Origin of the sequence: Bradyrhizobium sp. AZCC 1721 (assembly GCF_036924715.1) — a bacterium.
Classification (GTDB): domain Bacteria; phylum Pseudomonadota; class Alphaproteobacteria; order Rhizobiales; family Xanthobacteraceae; genus Bradyrhizobium.
This window is the reverse complement of sequence record NZ_JAZHSB010000001.1, coordinates 400,274-417,038: the sequence shown is the minus strand read 5'-3', so window position 1 is coordinate 417,038 and position 16,765 is coordinate 400,274. Positions and strand designations below refer to the sequence as shown.

The 16,765-nt window shown below is 62.1% G+C and carries 11 protein-coding genes, 1 tRNA gene and 1 pseudogene; 5 read left to right on the top strand and 8 right to left on the bottom strand.

Annotation, left to right across the window (positions count from 1 at the left end; all coding sequences use genetic code 11):
- Positions 1-67 precede the first annotated feature (67 nt).
- On the top strand, positions 68-1,843 hold the full coding sequence (locus V1273_RS01985) for a putative bifunctional diguanylate cyclase/phosphodiesterase (protein WP_334408550.1): 1,776 nt from the start codon (positions 68-70) through the stop codon (positions 1,841-1,843).
- 138 nt (positions 1,844-1,981) lie between these two features.
- Positions 1,982-5,046 (top strand): annotated as a pseudogene (locus tag V1273_RS01980) (bifunctional diguanylate cyclase/phosphodiesterase).
- Here V1273_RS01980 and V1273_RS01975 read toward each other — a convergent pair.
- Together V1273_RS01975 and V1273_RS01970 are read right to left on the bottom strand one after the other, a co-directional pair.
- The gene (locus tag V1273_RS01975; RefSeq protein ID WP_334408549.1) at positions 4,962-6,896 is read right to left on the bottom strand and encodes a patatin-like phospholipase family protein; all 1,935 of its coding nucleotides are present in this window, start codon (positions 6,894-6,896) and stop codon (positions 4,962-4,964) included. The pseudogene V1273_RS01980 and the gene V1273_RS01975 sit on opposite strands and share 85 nt — an antisense overlap.
- A gap of 214 nt (positions 6,897-7,110) precedes the next feature.
- Complete coding sequence (locus tag V1273_RS01970) at positions 7,111-8,142, bottom strand: LLM class flavin-dependent oxidoreductase (protein WP_334408548.1); 1,032 nt, start codon at positions 8,140-8,142, stop codon at positions 7,111-7,113.
- A 144-nt stretch (positions 8,143-8,286) separates the two neighbouring features.
- Here V1273_RS01970 and V1273_RS01965 point away from each other — a divergent pair, with 144 nt between their 5' ends.
- Complete coding sequence (locus V1273_RS01965) at positions 8,287-8,694, top strand: YccF domain-containing protein (protein WP_334366002.1); 408 nt, start codon at positions 8,287-8,289, stop codon at positions 8,692-8,694.
- 19 nt (positions 8,695-8,713) lie between these two features.
- On the opposite strand, the gene V1273_RS01960 is transcribed toward V1273_RS01965, so the two are convergent.
- The 4 genes from V1273_RS01960 to V1273_RS01945 form a co-directional block, all read right to left on the bottom strand.
- Positions 8,714-9,190 carry a universal stress protein gene (locus tag V1273_RS01960; protein WP_334371323.1) on the bottom strand — a complete coding sequence of 159 codons (477 nt, stop codon included), beginning with the start codon at positions 9,188-9,190 and terminating at the stop codon, positions 8,714-8,716.
- Positions 9,191-9,356: 166 nt separating this feature from the next.
- On the bottom strand, positions 9,357-10,667 hold the full coding sequence (locus V1273_RS01955) for a TRAP transporter large permease (protein WP_334376964.1): 1,311 nt from the start codon (positions 10,665-10,667) through the stop codon (positions 9,357-9,359).
- A 26-nt stretch (positions 10,668-10,693) separates the two neighbouring features.
- A complete protein-coding gene (locus V1273_RS01950; protein WP_334408547.1) occupies positions 10,694-11,242 on the bottom strand; it encodes a TRAP transporter small permease in 549 nt (182 codons plus the stop codon).
- 70 nt (positions 11,243-11,312) lie between these two features.
- Positions 11,313-12,320: a TRAP transporter substrate-binding protein gene (locus V1273_RS01945; RefSeq protein ID WP_334408545.1), complete on the bottom strand. Its 1,008-nt coding sequence runs from the start codon at positions 12,318-12,320 to the stop codon at positions 11,313-11,315.
- Positions 12,321-12,469: 149 nt separating this feature from the next.
- On the opposite strand from V1273_RS01945, the gene V1273_RS01940 reads away from it, so the two are divergent.
- Together V1273_RS01940 and V1273_RS01935 are read left to right on the top strand one after the other, a co-directional pair.
- Positions 12,470-13,222, top strand: coding sequence for a GntR family transcriptional regulator (locus tag V1273_RS01940; RefSeq protein WP_334408544.1), 753 nt, complete (start codon positions 12,470-12,472; stop codon positions 13,220-13,222).
- A 69-nt stretch (positions 13,223-13,291) separates the two neighbouring features.
- Positions 13,292-13,368 (top strand) — tRNA-Arg (locus V1273_RS01935).
- Between the two features lie 221 nt (positions 13,369-13,589).
- Here V1273_RS01935 and V1273_RS01930 read toward each other — a convergent pair.
- Both V1273_RS01930 and V1273_RS01925 read right to left on the bottom strand, forming a co-directional pair.
- Entirely contained in the window at positions 13,590-15,671 is a 2,082-nt protein-coding gene (locus tag V1273_RS01930; RefSeq protein ID WP_334365997.1) for a DUF4387 family protein, read from the bottom strand.
- Between the two features lie 122 nt (positions 15,672-15,793).
- On the bottom strand, positions 15,794-16,723 hold the full coding sequence (locus V1273_RS01925; protein WP_334408543.1) for a LysR substrate-binding domain-containing protein: 930 nt from the start codon (positions 16,721-16,723) through the stop codon (positions 15,794-15,796).
- Between the last annotated feature and the right edge of the window lie 42 nt (positions 16,724-16,765).

Genomic DNA, 16,765 nt, shown 5'->3' with positions numbered 1-16,765 from the left:
CGGTTGTTGCGGCTTTTCGGAAGTGCGCTTAACCAATACTACAACCGACTTTGCCAAGCTCCGCGGCATGCAAAGTCCCTACAAGAACGACTTTCAGACGGCGGCTACGCAGGCCGGCAACGAAAGCGCATTCGAATCCGAACTGAATATCCTAAAGGATATCTTCAGGCTGCTTCCGACCGGCGTGACGGTTCAGGACGAGAACGGCGAGTTCGTGCTGGTGAACGACGCCGCGGCAGCCGCGCTGCAGATGGCCACCGCCGCGCCGGAGGCCTCGCACCTGAACGATCGCCGCGAAACCTGCCTCGAATTGCTGCGTTCCGGCCGCCCGGCGGTGCTGGAAGAATCCATTGCCGGTGGCAAAGCCAAGCAGGTATTCCTGACATCCCACCGGCCGGTTCGGATCGCCGAGCGCAATCTACTGATCTCGAGCTCGACCGACATTTCCGAACAGAAGGCGTTCGAGGAGCATCTGTTCCGCTCCGCCTACTACGACGAGTTGACCGGGCTGCCGACGCGGCGCGTGATCGAACATCGCGTCAACAGTCTCTTGAAGTACGACAGCGGACAGGGCCTTTTCGCGTTGGCCTTCCTCGACGTCGATAATTTCAAGCACATCAACGACTACTATGGACATTCGGTCGGCGACGGGCTGCTGGCGGAGATCGCCAAGCGGGTGGGACTTGATTTGCGCGACTCCGACATTCTGTCGCGGATCAGCGGCGACGAGTTCGTGCTGCTGCTCAACCCGGTCCAGAGCGAGAGCGAGGTCGCCGAATTCATCCGCTTCATTCTGCAGCGACTGAAGGCGCCGTTCTTCATCGACCAGTCTGAAATCTTCGCCTCCACCTCGATCGGCGTCAGCCTCTACCCCGAGCACGGACGCAGCTATGAAGAGTTGCGTCAAAACGCCGATATCGCGATGTACCGCGTCAAGAACGGCAGCAAGGGCGCCGCCGCGTTCTTCGACGCCAGCATGGAACGCGAAGCGCTGGCGCGGATGAAGGTCGAGCAGGCGCTGCGGGTGGCGATCCTGGAAAAACGCTTCTGCTGCGCTTTCCAGCCCAAGGTCGATATCCGGACCCAGGAGCTCATGGGCGTCGAGGCGCTGGTGCGACTGCGCGACGACGAGGGGGTGATTCAAGCCCCCAGCACCTTCATCAATCTTGCCACCGAACTCGGCCTGATCGACGAATTGACTCACCTGGTGCTGGCCGAGATCGTCAAATCGATCGACCTGATCAACGAAAACTTCGGCCCGGACACCACGATCAGCATGAACGTCGCGGCCAAACAGGCCGGCAATCTCGAATTCATGCGCCCGTTCGCCGAGGCGATCGAAGCCACCGGATTTCCAAAGCGCTTCATGATCGAGGTGACGGAAGACGCCTTCGTGACCAAGACGCATTTCCAGGACGAGATCCTGCCGATCTTCCGCAAGCTCGGCGTCAAGATCTCGATCGACGATTTCGGGATCGGCTATTCGTCGCTGTCGGCGTTGGCCGACATTACCGCCGACGAGATCAAGATCGACCGCTCCTTCATCACCGATATCCATAAGCGTCCGCGCAGCCAGGGCATCTTGCGGGCAATCGAATCCCTGAGCGAAGCGCTCGGCATGACCGTGATCGCCGAAGGCATCGAAACTTTCGAGGAACTGGCCTACCTGCAAGCAGCGACCAAGATCCGCTACGCCCAAGGTTACTATTTTTCAAAACCGATCTTCCTGGAAGACCTCAAACTGACGACCCCGCGCGCCAGCGAGGCGCGCGCCAGCCAGACTAGCCGGCCGGCACAGGAAAACCGTCCCACCTATTCGCGAGCCGGTGGCTATCGCCGTTAGACCTGGCGATTGCCCCGAAGGACCCTCGATTAAGGCTTAGGTAACCGGATTTCCTAACGGCTTATGACATGCGCGCATCGTATGCATGTTCCCGGGGAGAAGGGAGAATGCGCGACCTGTTTCACCCACCTGCGAGGCATGAAGGCCCGAACCGCGGCCGTCGGACGGCACCTTGCCGCAACGATCCGGGGCCCGGTGTTGTGGCTGACCCTTTGCGGCGGCTTGCTGGTCGCAGCGATTTTCGTCGGTACCATCATGATGGCCGGCGATTTCCGTGAGCGCGCGCTCGTCAACAGCGAGCGCGAGCTGGAGAACACCGTTCTTCTGCTCACCCGCCATTTCGACCAGCAGTTCGAGGACTCCGACACGCTCGCCGACGACGTGATCTCCCGGCTGCAGATTTCCGGCATCGGCTCGGAGAAGGAATTCCGGCAACGCGTCGCGAGCGCAGAAGCGCACGAAGTCCTGAGATCGAAGGCGGGCGTCTTGTCCTATCTCGGCGACATCTCGATCTTCGATTCCAATGGAGACATGATCAACTGGTCGCGGCCGCTGCCGGCGCCCAAGCTCAACATTTCCGAGCGGGCCTACTTCAAGAGCTTCAAGTTCGATTCGCGATCACCTTCCATTCTAGCCGAGTCGGTTCGCAGCTATCTGACGGGCAACCTGAATTCCGTCATTGCTCATCGATTGAAGGGCGAAGACGGCATCTTCCTCGGCGTGATGACGCGGCGCATCAACCCTGCCAACTACGAAAAATTCTTCGCTTCCGTCGCGCTCGGAACCGGCGCCGCTATTTCGATGTTTCATGCCGACGGCACCTTGCTGGCCCGCTATCCGCGTGTTGACGCACTGATCGGTCAGAATTTTTCGAACGCGCCGCTGCTGCAGCGCGTGCGGGAAAGCGGCAGCGCGCAGACGCTGCGCGTGCAAAGTCCGATCGACCAGACTGCCAGGCTGGGATCTGCGGCTCCACTCGCGCACTACTCGGGCGTGGTGGTCGCGACCAACACGGTTGCCGCCGCACTCGCCGACTGGCAGGAGCAAACCAGATTCCTGCTCATCGCGGCAACGCTGTCCGCTGTGGTGATCGCCCTGATCCTGTTCCTGATCATCCGCCAGAGCCGCGAAGCGCAGCAGCGGCTGGAAACGGAGCGGGGCCGGCTCGATACCGCCCTGAACAACATGATTCAGGGTCTGGCGACGTTCGACGCCTCGGCTCGCCTCGTCACCTTCAACCAGCGCTACATCGACATGCACAATCTGTCGGCCGACGTGGTCAAGCCCGGTTGTCATCTTCGCGACCTGATGCAGCATCGCAAGGATCGCGGCTCGTTCGATGGCGACGTCGATGAATTCTGCGATTCGGTCGTGCAGAACATCGCGCGCGGCCAGGCGGGTCACAGCGTCATCCAATGCGCCGACGGGCGCACATTCTTGACGGTGAGAAAGCCGCTGGCGGATGGCGGGTGGATCGCCACCATGGAAGACATCACCGAGCGGCGCAACCTCGAGCAGGAGCGCGACCGCAACTACGCCTTCCTGAGCCAGATCATCGATCACATCCCCTCCCAGATCACCGTGAAGGACGTGCACGACCGGCGCTATCTGCTGGTCAACCGCGTGGCGGAAGCCCAGTTCGGCATCTCGCGCGACCTGATCATCGGCAGGACGGCCTCCGACATCTTTCCGCAGGCCGCCGCCGAGATCATCGCGGCCGACGAAAGGAAACGCTGCAATCTCCCGACGGCCTGTTCAAGGACGAGCATGTCTGGGAAACCCAGGGGATGGGCCCGCGCTACGTCACCTCCAAACGGCTCGGAATCCGCAACTCGGCGGGCCAGGCGCATTACATCATCAACGTCGTCGACGACGTTACCGAGCGCCGGCTTGCCAATGAGAAGATCGCGCATCTGGCGCATTACGACGCGCTGACCGACCTTCCGAACCGGGTGCTGTTCCGCGAGCAGATCGAGCGTGAGCTTCGCAAGGCCGCAGGCGGAGACCGATTCGCACTGCTCTATATCGACATCGACGAGTTCAAGGGCATCAACGACTCGCTCGGACACCATGTCGGCGACGAACTACTGAAGGCGATCGCAGCCTGCCTCAAGGATTGCATCAAGCCCGGCGATCTAATTGCCCGTCTCGGCGGCGACGAATTCGCAGTGATCCAGACCGCGATCGGCGGCCGCACGGAGGTTGAGGAATTCGTGGCCCGCGTTTACGAGGCAATACGGCAGCCCTATCGGTGCCTCGGCCATCATCTCTCGACTGATGCGAGCATCGGCATCGCGCTCGCGCCGGAGGACGGCATCGAACTCGACCAGTTGATCAAGCACGCCGACCTTGCCATGTACGCCGCCAAGGCCGAGGGACGCCGCACCCATCGCTTCTTCGAGCCAGCGATGGATGCGCGCGCCCAGGCACGGCTCACCATGGAGCAGGATCTGCGACAGGCATTGGCCGACGGCGGCTTCGAAATTCACTACCAGCCGCTGCTGGATCTCACGAGCGGTGAGGTGACGGGCTGCGAGGCACTGTTGCGTTGGCGGCATCCCGAACGCGGCATGGTCTCTCCGGCCGAATTCATTCCGATTGCCGAAGACACCGGCCTGATTAACGAACTCGGCGATTGGGTCATGCAGACCGCCTGCACCGAGGCGGCTAGCTGGCCGTCTCGGGTTCGGCTCGCCGTCAACGTTTCTCCGATCCAGTTGAAGTCGCCGACGCTGGCGCTGCGGATCACCGGCGCGCTGGCCGCCTCCGGCCTGCCGCCCGACCGGCTCGAGATCGAAATCACCGAGGCGGTGCTGATCCATGACGACGAATCGGCTCTCGCCATCCTGCATCAGCTTCGCGCCATCGGCGTGCGCATCGCGCTCGACGATTTCGGCACCGGCTTCTCCTCGCTGAGCTATCTGAAACGATTCCCGTTCGACAAGATCAAGATCGACCGCTGCTTCGTCAGCGACATCGAGGTCGACGGCTCGGCGGCGATCGTGCAGGCAGTGGTGAACATTGCAGCCGCCCGCAACATGAGCACGACGGCGGAAGGTGTCGAGACCGAACAGCAGCGCGAGCTGCTGCGCCAGCTCGGCTGCACCCAGATGCAGGGCTATCTGTTCAGCGCGCCGAAGCCGGCGGCCGAGGCGAGACGATTGCTGGGTGGGCGATTGGAGGCCGCGACAGCCGTCGCCTGACGCCGCTCCAGCGCGCCGGCGTCGAGGATGGCTGAGATGGCCGAACTGCCTCCCGCTTCCAGCGCCGCGATGGCCCCCTTGGCCCAGAGGTAGGAAGCTTCGAAGATTTCCGTGTGGCGATCGAAATCCGTCACATCGATATCGAGCGGAAGCGGCGGCCGCATCACCGTATCGAACGGCCCGACCGGCAACGTATCGTAGCGCTGGTGCGCCACCAGGCTTCGCCACAAAACGTTCACCGCGCTCGGCGCCGCCGGAAGCAGTTTTTTACGGAACGGCGTCAGCATCGCGGCGATCAATTCCAGCCGTCCCGGTAGCGAGGCATAATCGACATCGAACATCTCCGCCGCCGGTTCGCCGAAATGCACGACCAGGTTGGGGCCGCTCTTGAGCTGGTGCATCGATGCCACCGGCACATTGTCGATCAGACATCCATCGACCAGCATCGCGCCCTCAGCCGTGTAGAACGGCGGCAACAGCCCGGGTATCGCGCTCGATGCGCGGACCGCCTGCCAAAGCGGCCCGGTGCGGATCAGTTCGAGATTGTGCGTCGAAAGATTGGTAGCGATGGCCGCGAACGGCCGCCAGCAATCCTCGATCCGGCAGTCAGCGCCGTATTGATTGGCGAGCGCCCGATCGAACGCCTTGTGATCCAACAGCGCGTAGCGCGGCCAGGTCGGCCGCCGAAAGCTTCGGCTCCTGACGAAGATTTCATGCGTGCCGCGCTCGAGATGCTCGGCTTCGAGATTTTTGGCAAAACCGGCGACCATGGCCGAGCCGACGCTGGTGCCGACGAAGATGTCGAACATCGCGCCGCGCTCGCGAAAGGCCTTGTAGATTCCGACATGCGCGGTTCCAAAACTGCCGCCGCCGGCGGCGACGAAGCCGACGGCGCGGCCGCATAGAAAACGAATCAGGCTGTCGATATCGATTTGGTCTTCGAGCGCGACATGATGGTGCATGAAGGCCGGCAGCCGGGCGAGCCATGCCGCGGTGCCGGAGACCTCGCCGCTTCGCCGGTCATGGATGCGGACGAGACGGCGGGCCGAAATCGAATGAACCTCGCAGGCGAAAGCCTCGATTTCCGTCAATGGGGCCGCGGGCGCATCGCCGCGACAGGCGAACACGACCATGTCGGCCTGACGGATCGCCTTGCGCGCCCAGGGCTGAGCCTCGCGGCCGCCGAGATAGACCACCAGCGGCGCGGCGTGTTCGAGCCTGTTGAGCCATTCGGTGACTTCATGCGCATCGAGCGCGCGCCCGGGAAACATCGCATGCAAACGCGCAGCGTCGACGATCTCGGCATGGGTCGCAGCCAGCCCCTCGCGCATCCGGCGATCGAAGGTTTCCGGCAGAGGCTCCAATCCGCCGTCGATCAGCGCCACCGTTCGCGCTTTCGGCGAAGTGGGGAACGGCGTGATGCGCGCGGTCTCCTTGGCGAACCGCCGCGCCAGCGCCGCGAGCAGCGCCTCCACGATGGCGGGGGCTTCTTCGACGAGCTTCTGATAGGCCGGACGCGTCAACGCCAGCACGCTGGTGTCGCGGATGGCGATCACATCAGCGGTGCGCGGGACATCGGCGAAGAAGCCGATTTCGCCGACCAGTTCGCCAGCGCGCAGCTCGGCAATCGGTTCGAGATAGCCGGTCTTGCGCACCGCCAGCGCGCCGTGCAGCACCAGGAAGAGCGAGTCCGACGGCCCGCCTTGCGCGACCAGCATTTGCCCGCGCACCAGATCCTGGCGGACCATGGCGTTGAGGGCTTTTAGCCGCTGTTCGGTACTGAGCGTTCGAAACAGCGCGAATTCCTCCAACGCGGAGTTCCACGCAAGTACCGAGCTCGATCCACTCATTTGGCGGTACCCAGTTGAATTCGCGGCCCGACTTTAGCGCCGCCCACACACCACCGCGAGCGATATAGCGATATAAAGAGTGTGCCTCGGCGCAGCGCAGCAATGCGCCCGGCGTCATCGGGCATTCGGCTGCACTGCAGCATGACGGCCGGCATCCGCCGTCCGCGCTACGCCACCCACCGGCCGCGATTGTTCTCGGCGAGAATGGGCCGGATCAGCCGGCCAAAACGCTCGGCTTCCTCGTCATGCAGATAGCCGGACAGGCAGAACGAGTGGCAGCCGGCGTCATGAATTGCTGCAGCGTGTCGGCGCACTGGACGGGATTGCCGACTACGGCAATGCCGGCGCCGGGGCGGACTTTTGTGATGCCGGTCCACAGATGCGGCAGCAGGAGATCGCCATGCTCACGGGCGAGCTGCTGTACGCGCTGGTTCGCTTCCGATTTGTTGTAAAGCGTTTTCATTTCCTGCTTCTGCCGCTCGGTCGCATGCCGTACCAGATGATCGGCGGCCCCCCAGGCGTCCGCCTCGTTCTCGCGGCAGATCACTTGAAGGCGCATGCCGAAGCCGATGTCGTTCTCGCGGCCATGCGCGCGCGCCATCTCCCTGATCTCGGCGATATTCGAGGCGATCTTTTCCGGCAGATCGCCCCAGAACAAATGCACGTCGGAATGTTTGGCCGACAATTCCCAGGCCTGGCGCGAGCCGCCGCCGAGATAGAACTTTGGAAACGGCTGCTGGTGCGGGCGCGGGCGGATGTGCGCGCCAGACAGTTTGTGAAACTTGCCTTCGAAATTCACCGGCCCGCGCGTCGTCCAAAGTGCCTTCAGGATCGAGACTTCCTCTTCCATCAATTCGTAGCGCGCTTCCTTCGGATAACGGACGCCCTCGCCCTCGACCTCGCTTTCGTTCTGACCGGCGATCAGATTGATGCAGATCCGCCCGCCCGACATTTGGTCGAAGGTCGAGATCATCTTCGCCAGCAGCACCGGATTGATGTACCCAGGCCGCGCCGCGATCAGCGGCTTGATCGACGACGAACGCGCCGCCATGAACGCACCTGTGATCCAGGCTTCCCAGCACACGGAACCGACCGGGATCAGGAGATATTCGAAGCCAGCCGTCTCCGCCGCCTGCACCACGCGGTCGCACAGTTCAGGAGACCCCGGAATCTGCGCTTCCATCAGGCCATAGGCCGTGGTGTCGCCATGCGTGGGCAGATACCAGCCGAATTCGAGCGGACGCATGAACGCTTCTCCCTTGACGTGCTCTTTGGCGCGCTTGTTGCTTGATCGTCGTGGGAATCAGTCTAGCGTCTGCCGGGCCTGGGGCAATCGGGTTCGCCCGCAGCGCGGTTTCGTCAGCATTGCGTCAACACAGGGATAGCAGCCATGTCACCGGTCTCACTGCTCCTCAATGTGATCTGGGTCGTGCTCGGCGGCGCGTGGATGGCGTTCGGCTGGCTGGTCGCGTCCGTCGTCATGGCGATCACGCTCATTGGCATTCCCTGGGCGCGGGCCGCGTTCAATATCGCGGCCTACACCTTGTTCCCGTTCGGCTTCACGGCGGTCTCGCGCGACGCCTATACGGGCCAGGAAGATATCGGCACCGGCCCGCTCGGGGTGATCGGCAACATCATCTGGCTGGTGCTGGCGGGATGGTGGCTGGCGCTCGGCCATGTCGTCACGGCCGTGCTGCTGGCCGTAACCATCATCGGCGTTCCCTTTGCCTGGGCACACTTAAAACTTGCCGGGATCGCGCTGTGGCCGATCGGCAAGATCATCGTTCCCGCGAACTAAGTTCGGCGCAGCCTTACGGCTATCCCGAGGCCACCGTTTCCGCCGGTTTCAACCGCTCGAATTCGGCGTCGCTGATCTCGGTCTGGGCCACCAGCACACTGCAGCGCAGGCGCTTGACCAGATAGCTGCCGATCGAGCCGAACCAGCGTGCCAGCGTCCCCTGCGGGCGATGCCCGACCACGACGAGATGCGCGCCGATTTCTTCGGCGACCTCGGCAATTTTCTGCCCGGCATCGCCGACCTCGAGCCGCACGGTCGGCGAAAATCCCAGCGCCTTCAGCCGCTCGGCGCCTTCGTTCAGGATGGCCTTGTAATCCTCGGTCTGCAGCTCGATCGGGATCGTAAGCCCGGCCTCGGGCGTCATGATCGAGGAGACCTCGACGACGGCGAGCAAAAAGACCTCGGAACGGCAGAGTTGTGCGAGCTTTGCGCCCTCCCGCAACGCGCGCCGCCCCTCGACCGAACCGTCATAGGCGAGAAGAACCTTCTTATACATCGGACGTCCCCATCCATGGTAGAAGATCAACGCGTCAAGACTAGCACCAATTCGCCGGAACGGATCAGAATTTTGGCGGAAGGCGCGAACCGTGCCCCTGCCCATTGGGGGGCGCTCCGGCCGGCCTGCCGGCTGAATGACCATTGTTGCGGGCACATCGGTCGTCTCAGGGACAGATATAGCCCGCACCGCTCGGATTCTTGAAGCAGCCGACCGATTCCGGAAGCAGGTGCTTGGGCAGCCACAGCACGACTTCGGGAAAGAAGATGCAGAACGCGATCGCGGCGAGGAACACGATGTAGATGGGGAGCGACGCCAGCATCGCCCGGCCGAAGCGCACCCCGACGAATTTCGATGCCATCAGCAGCGCAAGCCCGTAAGGCGGCGTGATCAACCCGAATGCCAGCGTAACGATGATGACGACGCCCATGTGCACCGGATTGATATCGGCGTTCTTGGTCAGATCGTCGATGATGGGCATGAAAATGATGATCGCAGGGATCGCATCGATGAAGTCGCCGACCACGACAAACAAGAGGACCAGCAACAGCATGATCAGGAAGGGATCGCCGCCAGCCGCCGACGATATCCAGCCTGACACCACGGCAGGCCCCCGTAGATAGGCCAGCATCCAGCCGAACACCGATGCGGCGCCGATGGTGATGAGTGGGATCGAATAAAGCAGTCCGGTCAGCGCCATGTCGCGCGGCAAGTGCCGATAATGCCGGCGATTGAGCAACGGGATCGCCACGAATACGATATATGCCACAGCAATGATGCCCGCCTCGGTCGGTGTGAATTGGCCGGTGAGGATGCCGCCCATGATGATGAACGGGATCATCAGCGGCACGGCCGCCTGCTTCGTGGCAGTCGCGACCATGCCAAATGTGGCGCGCTCGCGCTTGATGCCGACGGGCCCGAAGAAGTGACTGTAGATCATCAGTCCGATGCCGACGAATACGCCGGGCGCCACGCCAGCGAGGAACAAGCCGCCGATCGAGACATTGCCGGTCGCGCCATACACCACGGCCATGATACTGGGCGGGATGAGATTGGCCATCGTCGAGGCGGAGGCGATCAGCGCCGCCGTGAAGGCGAGATCATAGCCTTCCCGCTTCATTTCGGGCGCCAGCGTTCGCGACAGAATGGCGACGTCGGCGGCGGACGAGCCGGAGATGCCCGCGAAGAACATGCTGAAGATCGTCACCACCTGCGCAAGACCGCCGCGCAAATGTCCGACCAGCGTTTGCGACAGCGCAATCATGCGGGCGGTGACGTTTGCCGACGTCATGAGGTCACCGACCAGCAGGAAGAACGGCACCGCGAGCAGGGCTTCGGTATCCATTCCGTTGAAGAGCTGCGCCATCATCGAGGCGAGGCTGACCGGCGTGAACGCCGTCACCACGAGCACGGACGCAATCAGGGCAAAAGCCACCGGCACGCCCATATAGCCGAGAAACAGAAAGAGAAATCCCATCAGGAAGATGAGCCCGCCATTGGTCGTCACAGCGCCCTCCTCTTCTCGTCGGCATCCGACAGGCCGCCGAAGCCGTTCTTCCAGCCGTTGGCGATCTGCTCGATGGTGAAAAGGGCGATCAGCACACCGCAGAGCGGAATGGCTGCGTACAGGCTCGCCAATGGCGTCATTGACGGCATGCGCAGGCTTTTGAAGCCGTCCAGAAAATTCAAATAGCCGAAATAGATCATGCAGAGCGCGACGCCGAGCACCACCAGCCGGTTGAACGTCTCGAAGAACAGCCGCGTGTTGCCGGTGAGCGATTCCGCCAGCACGGCAAGATAGAGATGATCGTTGCGCCGCGTCGCCGCGCCCACGCCGATGAAGATGCCATAGATGAAAAACGTCATCGTCGCTTCCTGGAGCCAGAGCCAGGGATGACCGATGGTGCGGGTAACGATGTCGCACATCACCAGGACGGAGAACCCGGTGATGGCGACGCCGCAGAGAATCATCAGAACCTGCTCGAGCCAGTCCAGCGCGCGCCACTTCAGGTGACGCTGCTCCTCCAGGACGAGGCTATTGAATCCGGACATGTCGATTCTCTGATCCGCAAGACACTGGCACTGCGGGCAACCGCCGAGCTGCCCGCACATGAACCGCCAGCTATTGGACGTTACGCACCATGCCTAGGACCTTGACGGCGTTCGGTCCGAGATCGGCCGCCAACTTGTCCTGGATCGGCTTGCTGATCGCCATGAAGCCGCTCTTGTCGACGCTCTTGACGACCTTGACGCCGATCTTTTCGAGCTTCGCCTGCGCATCGTGTTCGAGCTTGAAGGCCTGGGCCGGCTCGTTCCTGCTGACCTCGTCGGCGGCCGCCTGCACCCACTTCTTCTGCTCGTCGGTGAGGCTGCTCCATATCTTGTCGCTGACGAACAGAGCGGCATTGTTCGCTTCGTGCTCGGTGAGCGAGAGCACCGGGGCGGGTTCGTAGTGCTTGTTGACGAGATAATTGTTGATGCCGTTTTCGGCCATGTCGACGACGCCGGTCTGCAGCGAGGTGTAGACTTCGCCGAACGGCATGTGCACGACCTGGGCGCCATAGGCCGGGAAAAGCGTATCTTCGGTCACGGTCGCCTGCACCCGAACCTTGACGCCCTTGAGGTCGGCGACCGCCTGCACCGGCTTCTTGCCGTACATGTGCCGCAGGCCCTGCGATCCGAGCCCCAGCATGTGGGCACCCTTCATCTTGGCCGCGTATAATTCCTTCATCGCCGCGATGACGGCGGGATCGCCGAGCACCTTGATGGCGTGCGCTTCATCGCGGAAGATATAGTGAAGCGAGAACACGCCCGACTCCGGCTGCGCGGTCGAGGCATTGGCGGTCGACAGCATCACGAAATCGATGTCGCCGGTTTGGACTTTTTGCAGGGTCTGCGCCTCGGTACCGAGCTGGGCGCCGGGATATTGATTGATCGAGAGCGTGCCCTTGCTGAGCTCCATCAGCTTCTTGTTGAACATTTCGGCGCCGATGCCGTAGCCGCTGTTCTTCGGCTGGTCGTAGGCGAACGAGAATTCGCGCTTTTGCGCCGACGCTGGCGACGACACCATCGCAATGGCAACGCCCAGCAGAATGCCGCGAACGAACGGCAGATACCGTGAAACGGACATTGAATTCCTCCCCTGCTTCGCCGCTTTTGCGGGCTGATTGCCGCCGCTCGCCCTGACAGGCCGCGGCAGGTCATTATGACCGAAGCCACTCTGTTAACAAGATAGTATTTTAGATTGTATACTGTTTCGGCCGATGGCACATTGGCGCCATGGCCACTGCCAAAACCTCCAAAAGGGCGCCCCCTCGCGGCGACATTGCGAAAACTTCCGGGGCTGTCTTGCCGCCGGCGGCGACGCATGAGCGCGAGCCGATCGCGCATCTGATCGCCAGAAAGCTCGAGGAAGATGTCGTGCTCGGCAGGCGACATCCGCGCGAGCGTCTGGTTGAGCAGGATCTGTGCGCGGCCTTCGACACCCATCGCGGCGACATCCGCCTGGCACTGTTCGAGCTGGAAAAGCGGGGCATCGTCGAGCGCATTCCGAACCGCGGCGCGATCGTGCGCGATCTGAAGCCGCGTGAGGTGAGCGACATCTACAATGTTCGCGAGGAACTCGAGGTGATGGCGGTGCGGATTCTACCGTTTCCCGTCGCGCCCGCCGATATCGTCCGGCTGGAAGCTGTGCAGCGCGAGCACGGCAAGGCCGTGGATGCCGGCGACCTTCTGGCGGTGTTCCACAGCAATGTGCAATTCCACCGCGCTCTGTTCGGGCTATGCGGCAACGCTTGCCTGATCGAGACCATCGAAAATCTGGCGCAAAAGGTTTCGGGCATCCGCTCCTATGCCTACGCCAACCCGGGCGCGCTGAACGAGGCCCGCCAGGATCACATTGCCATGATCGAGGCCCTTCGGCATTCCCGCCGCGACGAGTTGATCATGCTGACAAGGCGTCACCTCAAGCCGGCGGAGCAGGCCTATGTCCGCGCCTACCGGCAACGTTTCGGGGACGGCGCAGGTGCCTGACACACTCCAAAAACGAATCCCGCAGGGCCGTTGCCCCTGCCCGGCCAATCGGCTAAATGAAGCCCTGTTGCACCCGTAGCTCAGCTGGATAGAGCGTTGCCCTCCGAAGGCAAAGGTCACACGTTCGAATCGTGTCGGGTGCGCCATCTTTCCTTTATTTTACAACGCGATATGCGCGCGCGAACCGAAACTCCAGTTCTGTCTCATTCGAGGGAGTAGGCAATTCCGAGGGAAATCGTCACCGAGTGCAGATAGCATGGCAACTGACGATGTTGGTCGGAAGCTCGAAGAACAATTGCTTCCATGAGTGGTATTGCTGAAGGAAAGTCGCGGGGAGCGGGAGACAGTGCTCCCCGCGGACGTTGGCTCAGAACGAAGACACCTTGGCGAGTGCTTGGGCATAGACGGGTACCGAAAGGTTCTCGATCGCGGACTGCTGCTGTGCGCCGAACACATCACGTTCGTCGGGCGAGGCCGAAATATTGAGCCGGTCGATCGAGATCTTGATCGCGTTGCACGTATCGACGAAGAAGGTGCCGACGACGCGATCCAACGGCAGGTCGAGGATGCGCGCCACGCTCTCGCGCGTGAACATGTTCGAGCTCAACGCGATCTCGTAGTTCTCGCCGGAGGTGAAGATCACATCGAAGGTAAGCCGATTGATGCCGGCGTCCTTGGAGCGGATGACCACCGCCATGTCGAGCAGCCGATGCTCACCGACCCGGAGGCCGGAGACGGGCACTTCCTGAATGAGGCAGAGGGTGCGGTCGTCCAGGCTTCGCGAGTATCCGGTCTCGCCAACGTCGAAATAGGCAGGCCGCGCTTCTCCGGTCTTCGTCCAGCTCGCTCCTTTCGCGTCGTAGTAGGTGATCGGGAACATGGCGTTCTTGATCACATCCTCGTTCTGAAGGAGGTGGTAGAGCGTCCACTCGTAAGCGTCGGGTGCATCGAGCCCGATCAAAGAGCCTGGCTTGGGCGTGACAAGATTGGTGATCCGTGCGACCTCGGCAGCGTGTCGCGCCGCGAGCGATGCGGCATCGCGATCGATGGTGCGTACGAGGATCGCGGGGGCAGTCTCGTCGGCATCGATGATCCGGTAGCTCGCATCTTTAAGTGCCGTAGGAAATTCGGCTTCGATCAGGTTGATCACCGCCTTCTTGATCTTGTCATAGTTGGCAAAGAACACCGGATCGCGGGTGCCGCTAGGAACGATCGCACCGAACGAGCCGTTAGATCGGCGGAAGTTGACGAGGTTGGGCGAGAGCGGATAGGCAATGTTGCCGGCGGTTGCCTTTCGTCCTGGATAGCCGTAGTGGATGAGGTAATGGGTGAGCAGGCTAGCCAGCAGCACGGCAGCCTCTTCGGACTTTGCGGTGGTCTCGATGATGATGCCAAGCTCGCGATGGCCGGAAGCCGTGGGTTGGGCTTGCACGCCGTTGCGGCCGTAGACCAGCACGTCCGCCGGCACTTTCGGCAGGTCGGCGGGGTCGATATGGAGCAGCGACACTTTGCGGGCGCCGAGGCGGCGGGCTCCTTCCAGCTTGATGCTCCACGGCCAGGGCTTACCCGATCGGACAAAGCGGCTGTTGCGTATGCCGGCGACCCGCGAATCTTTTGAGAAGAACTCCGTCTTCTCCATCGCCAGGATGCCTTCGGGGTAGAACTGGAGCTGCGGATGGCTCTCTTCGTAGAGCGAGTGCGCGGCGATCGAGTACGAAGTGCAGCGGCGTGTGGGATTGGGGGCGACGAACAGCGCCGAGTTGTCGTCGTAGACTTCGGCGACGAGACAATCCGACGGCGAACCTGGATCGCAGGCTAGCGCGCCGCATTCAAGTACATGCCCGACATGGTAGGCGAGGCCGGCATCGATGCCGCGGCGGATCATATCCGAGGCGAAGAGCGCGATGTCACAAGAGCGGCCGGCAAAGATATATTGCGCGCCACTCTCCAGCGCTGTGATCAGCGGGTGGATTCCCATCTGTCCGACGATCGTGCTCTCACGCAGCGCTTCCTCGTCGAGCTCCGGACCGAGCCCGGTGCAGCGCAGCGCGCCCGCTTTGAGCTCGTTGATGACGACTTCGGGGTCCAGCTCGGCGCTGATCACGGCGACTTTGGCGTTGGCGATCCCCAGTTCGGCGAAGACTTCCTTGGCGATATCCAGCATGTAGTCGAGATTGCGGTCGCCGCCGGCCATGCCGCAGCTTCCCAGAATGACGGGAACGCCGAGCCTGCTGCCAGCTTCGACCATGTGCCGATAGTCGAGTTTGACGGCATCGCGTTCGAAATATTCCGTGCCCGTCCCGAGATAGTAGGGACCGGCATCCATCGAGCCGGCGTCGGAAATGATGGCGTCGATGCGCCCCTTCAGCGCTTCGTCGAGGCATTCCTTCGGATAGCCGTAGCCCAGCGCGCCACAGGCAGACACCACGCGGTAAATCAGATTTGCCATTGCTTCGATCCTTCAATGCCGGCCGCCAGTATTGGCGCGACTTCATTGGACCGCAGACAAACCCGATCTCCATAAGGCGCACAAATACCGTCTTCGTATGCGCCTATATTGACCGCCGATAGCTAACTTTGACCAAGAAGCTCGAGCCCTGGATAGACATGCTCGCGCGTAAGCGCGATGACGTAGTCCGCTAGCGCGAGGCGTACGGCCTCCGCCGCACGGCTGAGCGCAGTGTCGCTCGACCACATCACGGAGGCTGTCAGGAAGAGAGGCGGCTCAATCAGTGACGGGACCCCGAGATCGGCGGCTCCTTCGCCATGTTCGAAGCCGCGCGGCAACACTGTCCCGCCCAGCCCCTGTCGGACAAGAGACATGATCGAGCTGAGCTGATCTCCCTCGCTGACGATATTCGGCGACACGCCGATCCCGGCGAACTCGCGATCGAGAACGGAGCGCAGGATGTTCGGTGCGGTCGGAAGAACAAGCGGAAGCTTTGCGAGCTTTTCCATCGAGATCGTCCCGGTGGACCGCGATATCCGCTTGTCTCCGATATAATAGAGACGCTGTCGGAAAAGAGGCGCTCGAGAGTAGCCGGCGGCAAACTGATCCTCGAAAAGAAGCGCCAGGTCGAGCGCATGGGTCGAGATTTCGCGTTTCAGCGTCTCGCTGTCCGAGATGTGAAACTTCACCATCACCTTTGGAAGCCGCTCGCGGCACGTCTGGATGAAGGGCCCGCCAACCGTCGCCGCCAGAGTGGATGACATGCCGAGAGCCACGACGCCGTCAGGCTCGCCGCCGGTCGAACGCACAATTCCCGGCAATTGCTCGATCCGCCGCAATATGACCACTGCTTCGCGGTAAAGCACCTCGCCAGCGGGCGTAGGGCTTATGCCCCGCGCATGGCGCTGCAACACCGGCACGCCGAGTTCTTCTTCGAGTTCCGCAATCTGTTGGCTGAGCGCGGGCTGCGCCACATGGATCGTCGCGGCGGCCCGGGAGAAGCTTCCCGCTTCGACGATCTTGACGAAGTATCGCAGGTGCCGCAGTTGCAAGCTGCCCCCTTTTCGCGCCCGCGTGCGTCTCGGTTTACCTCG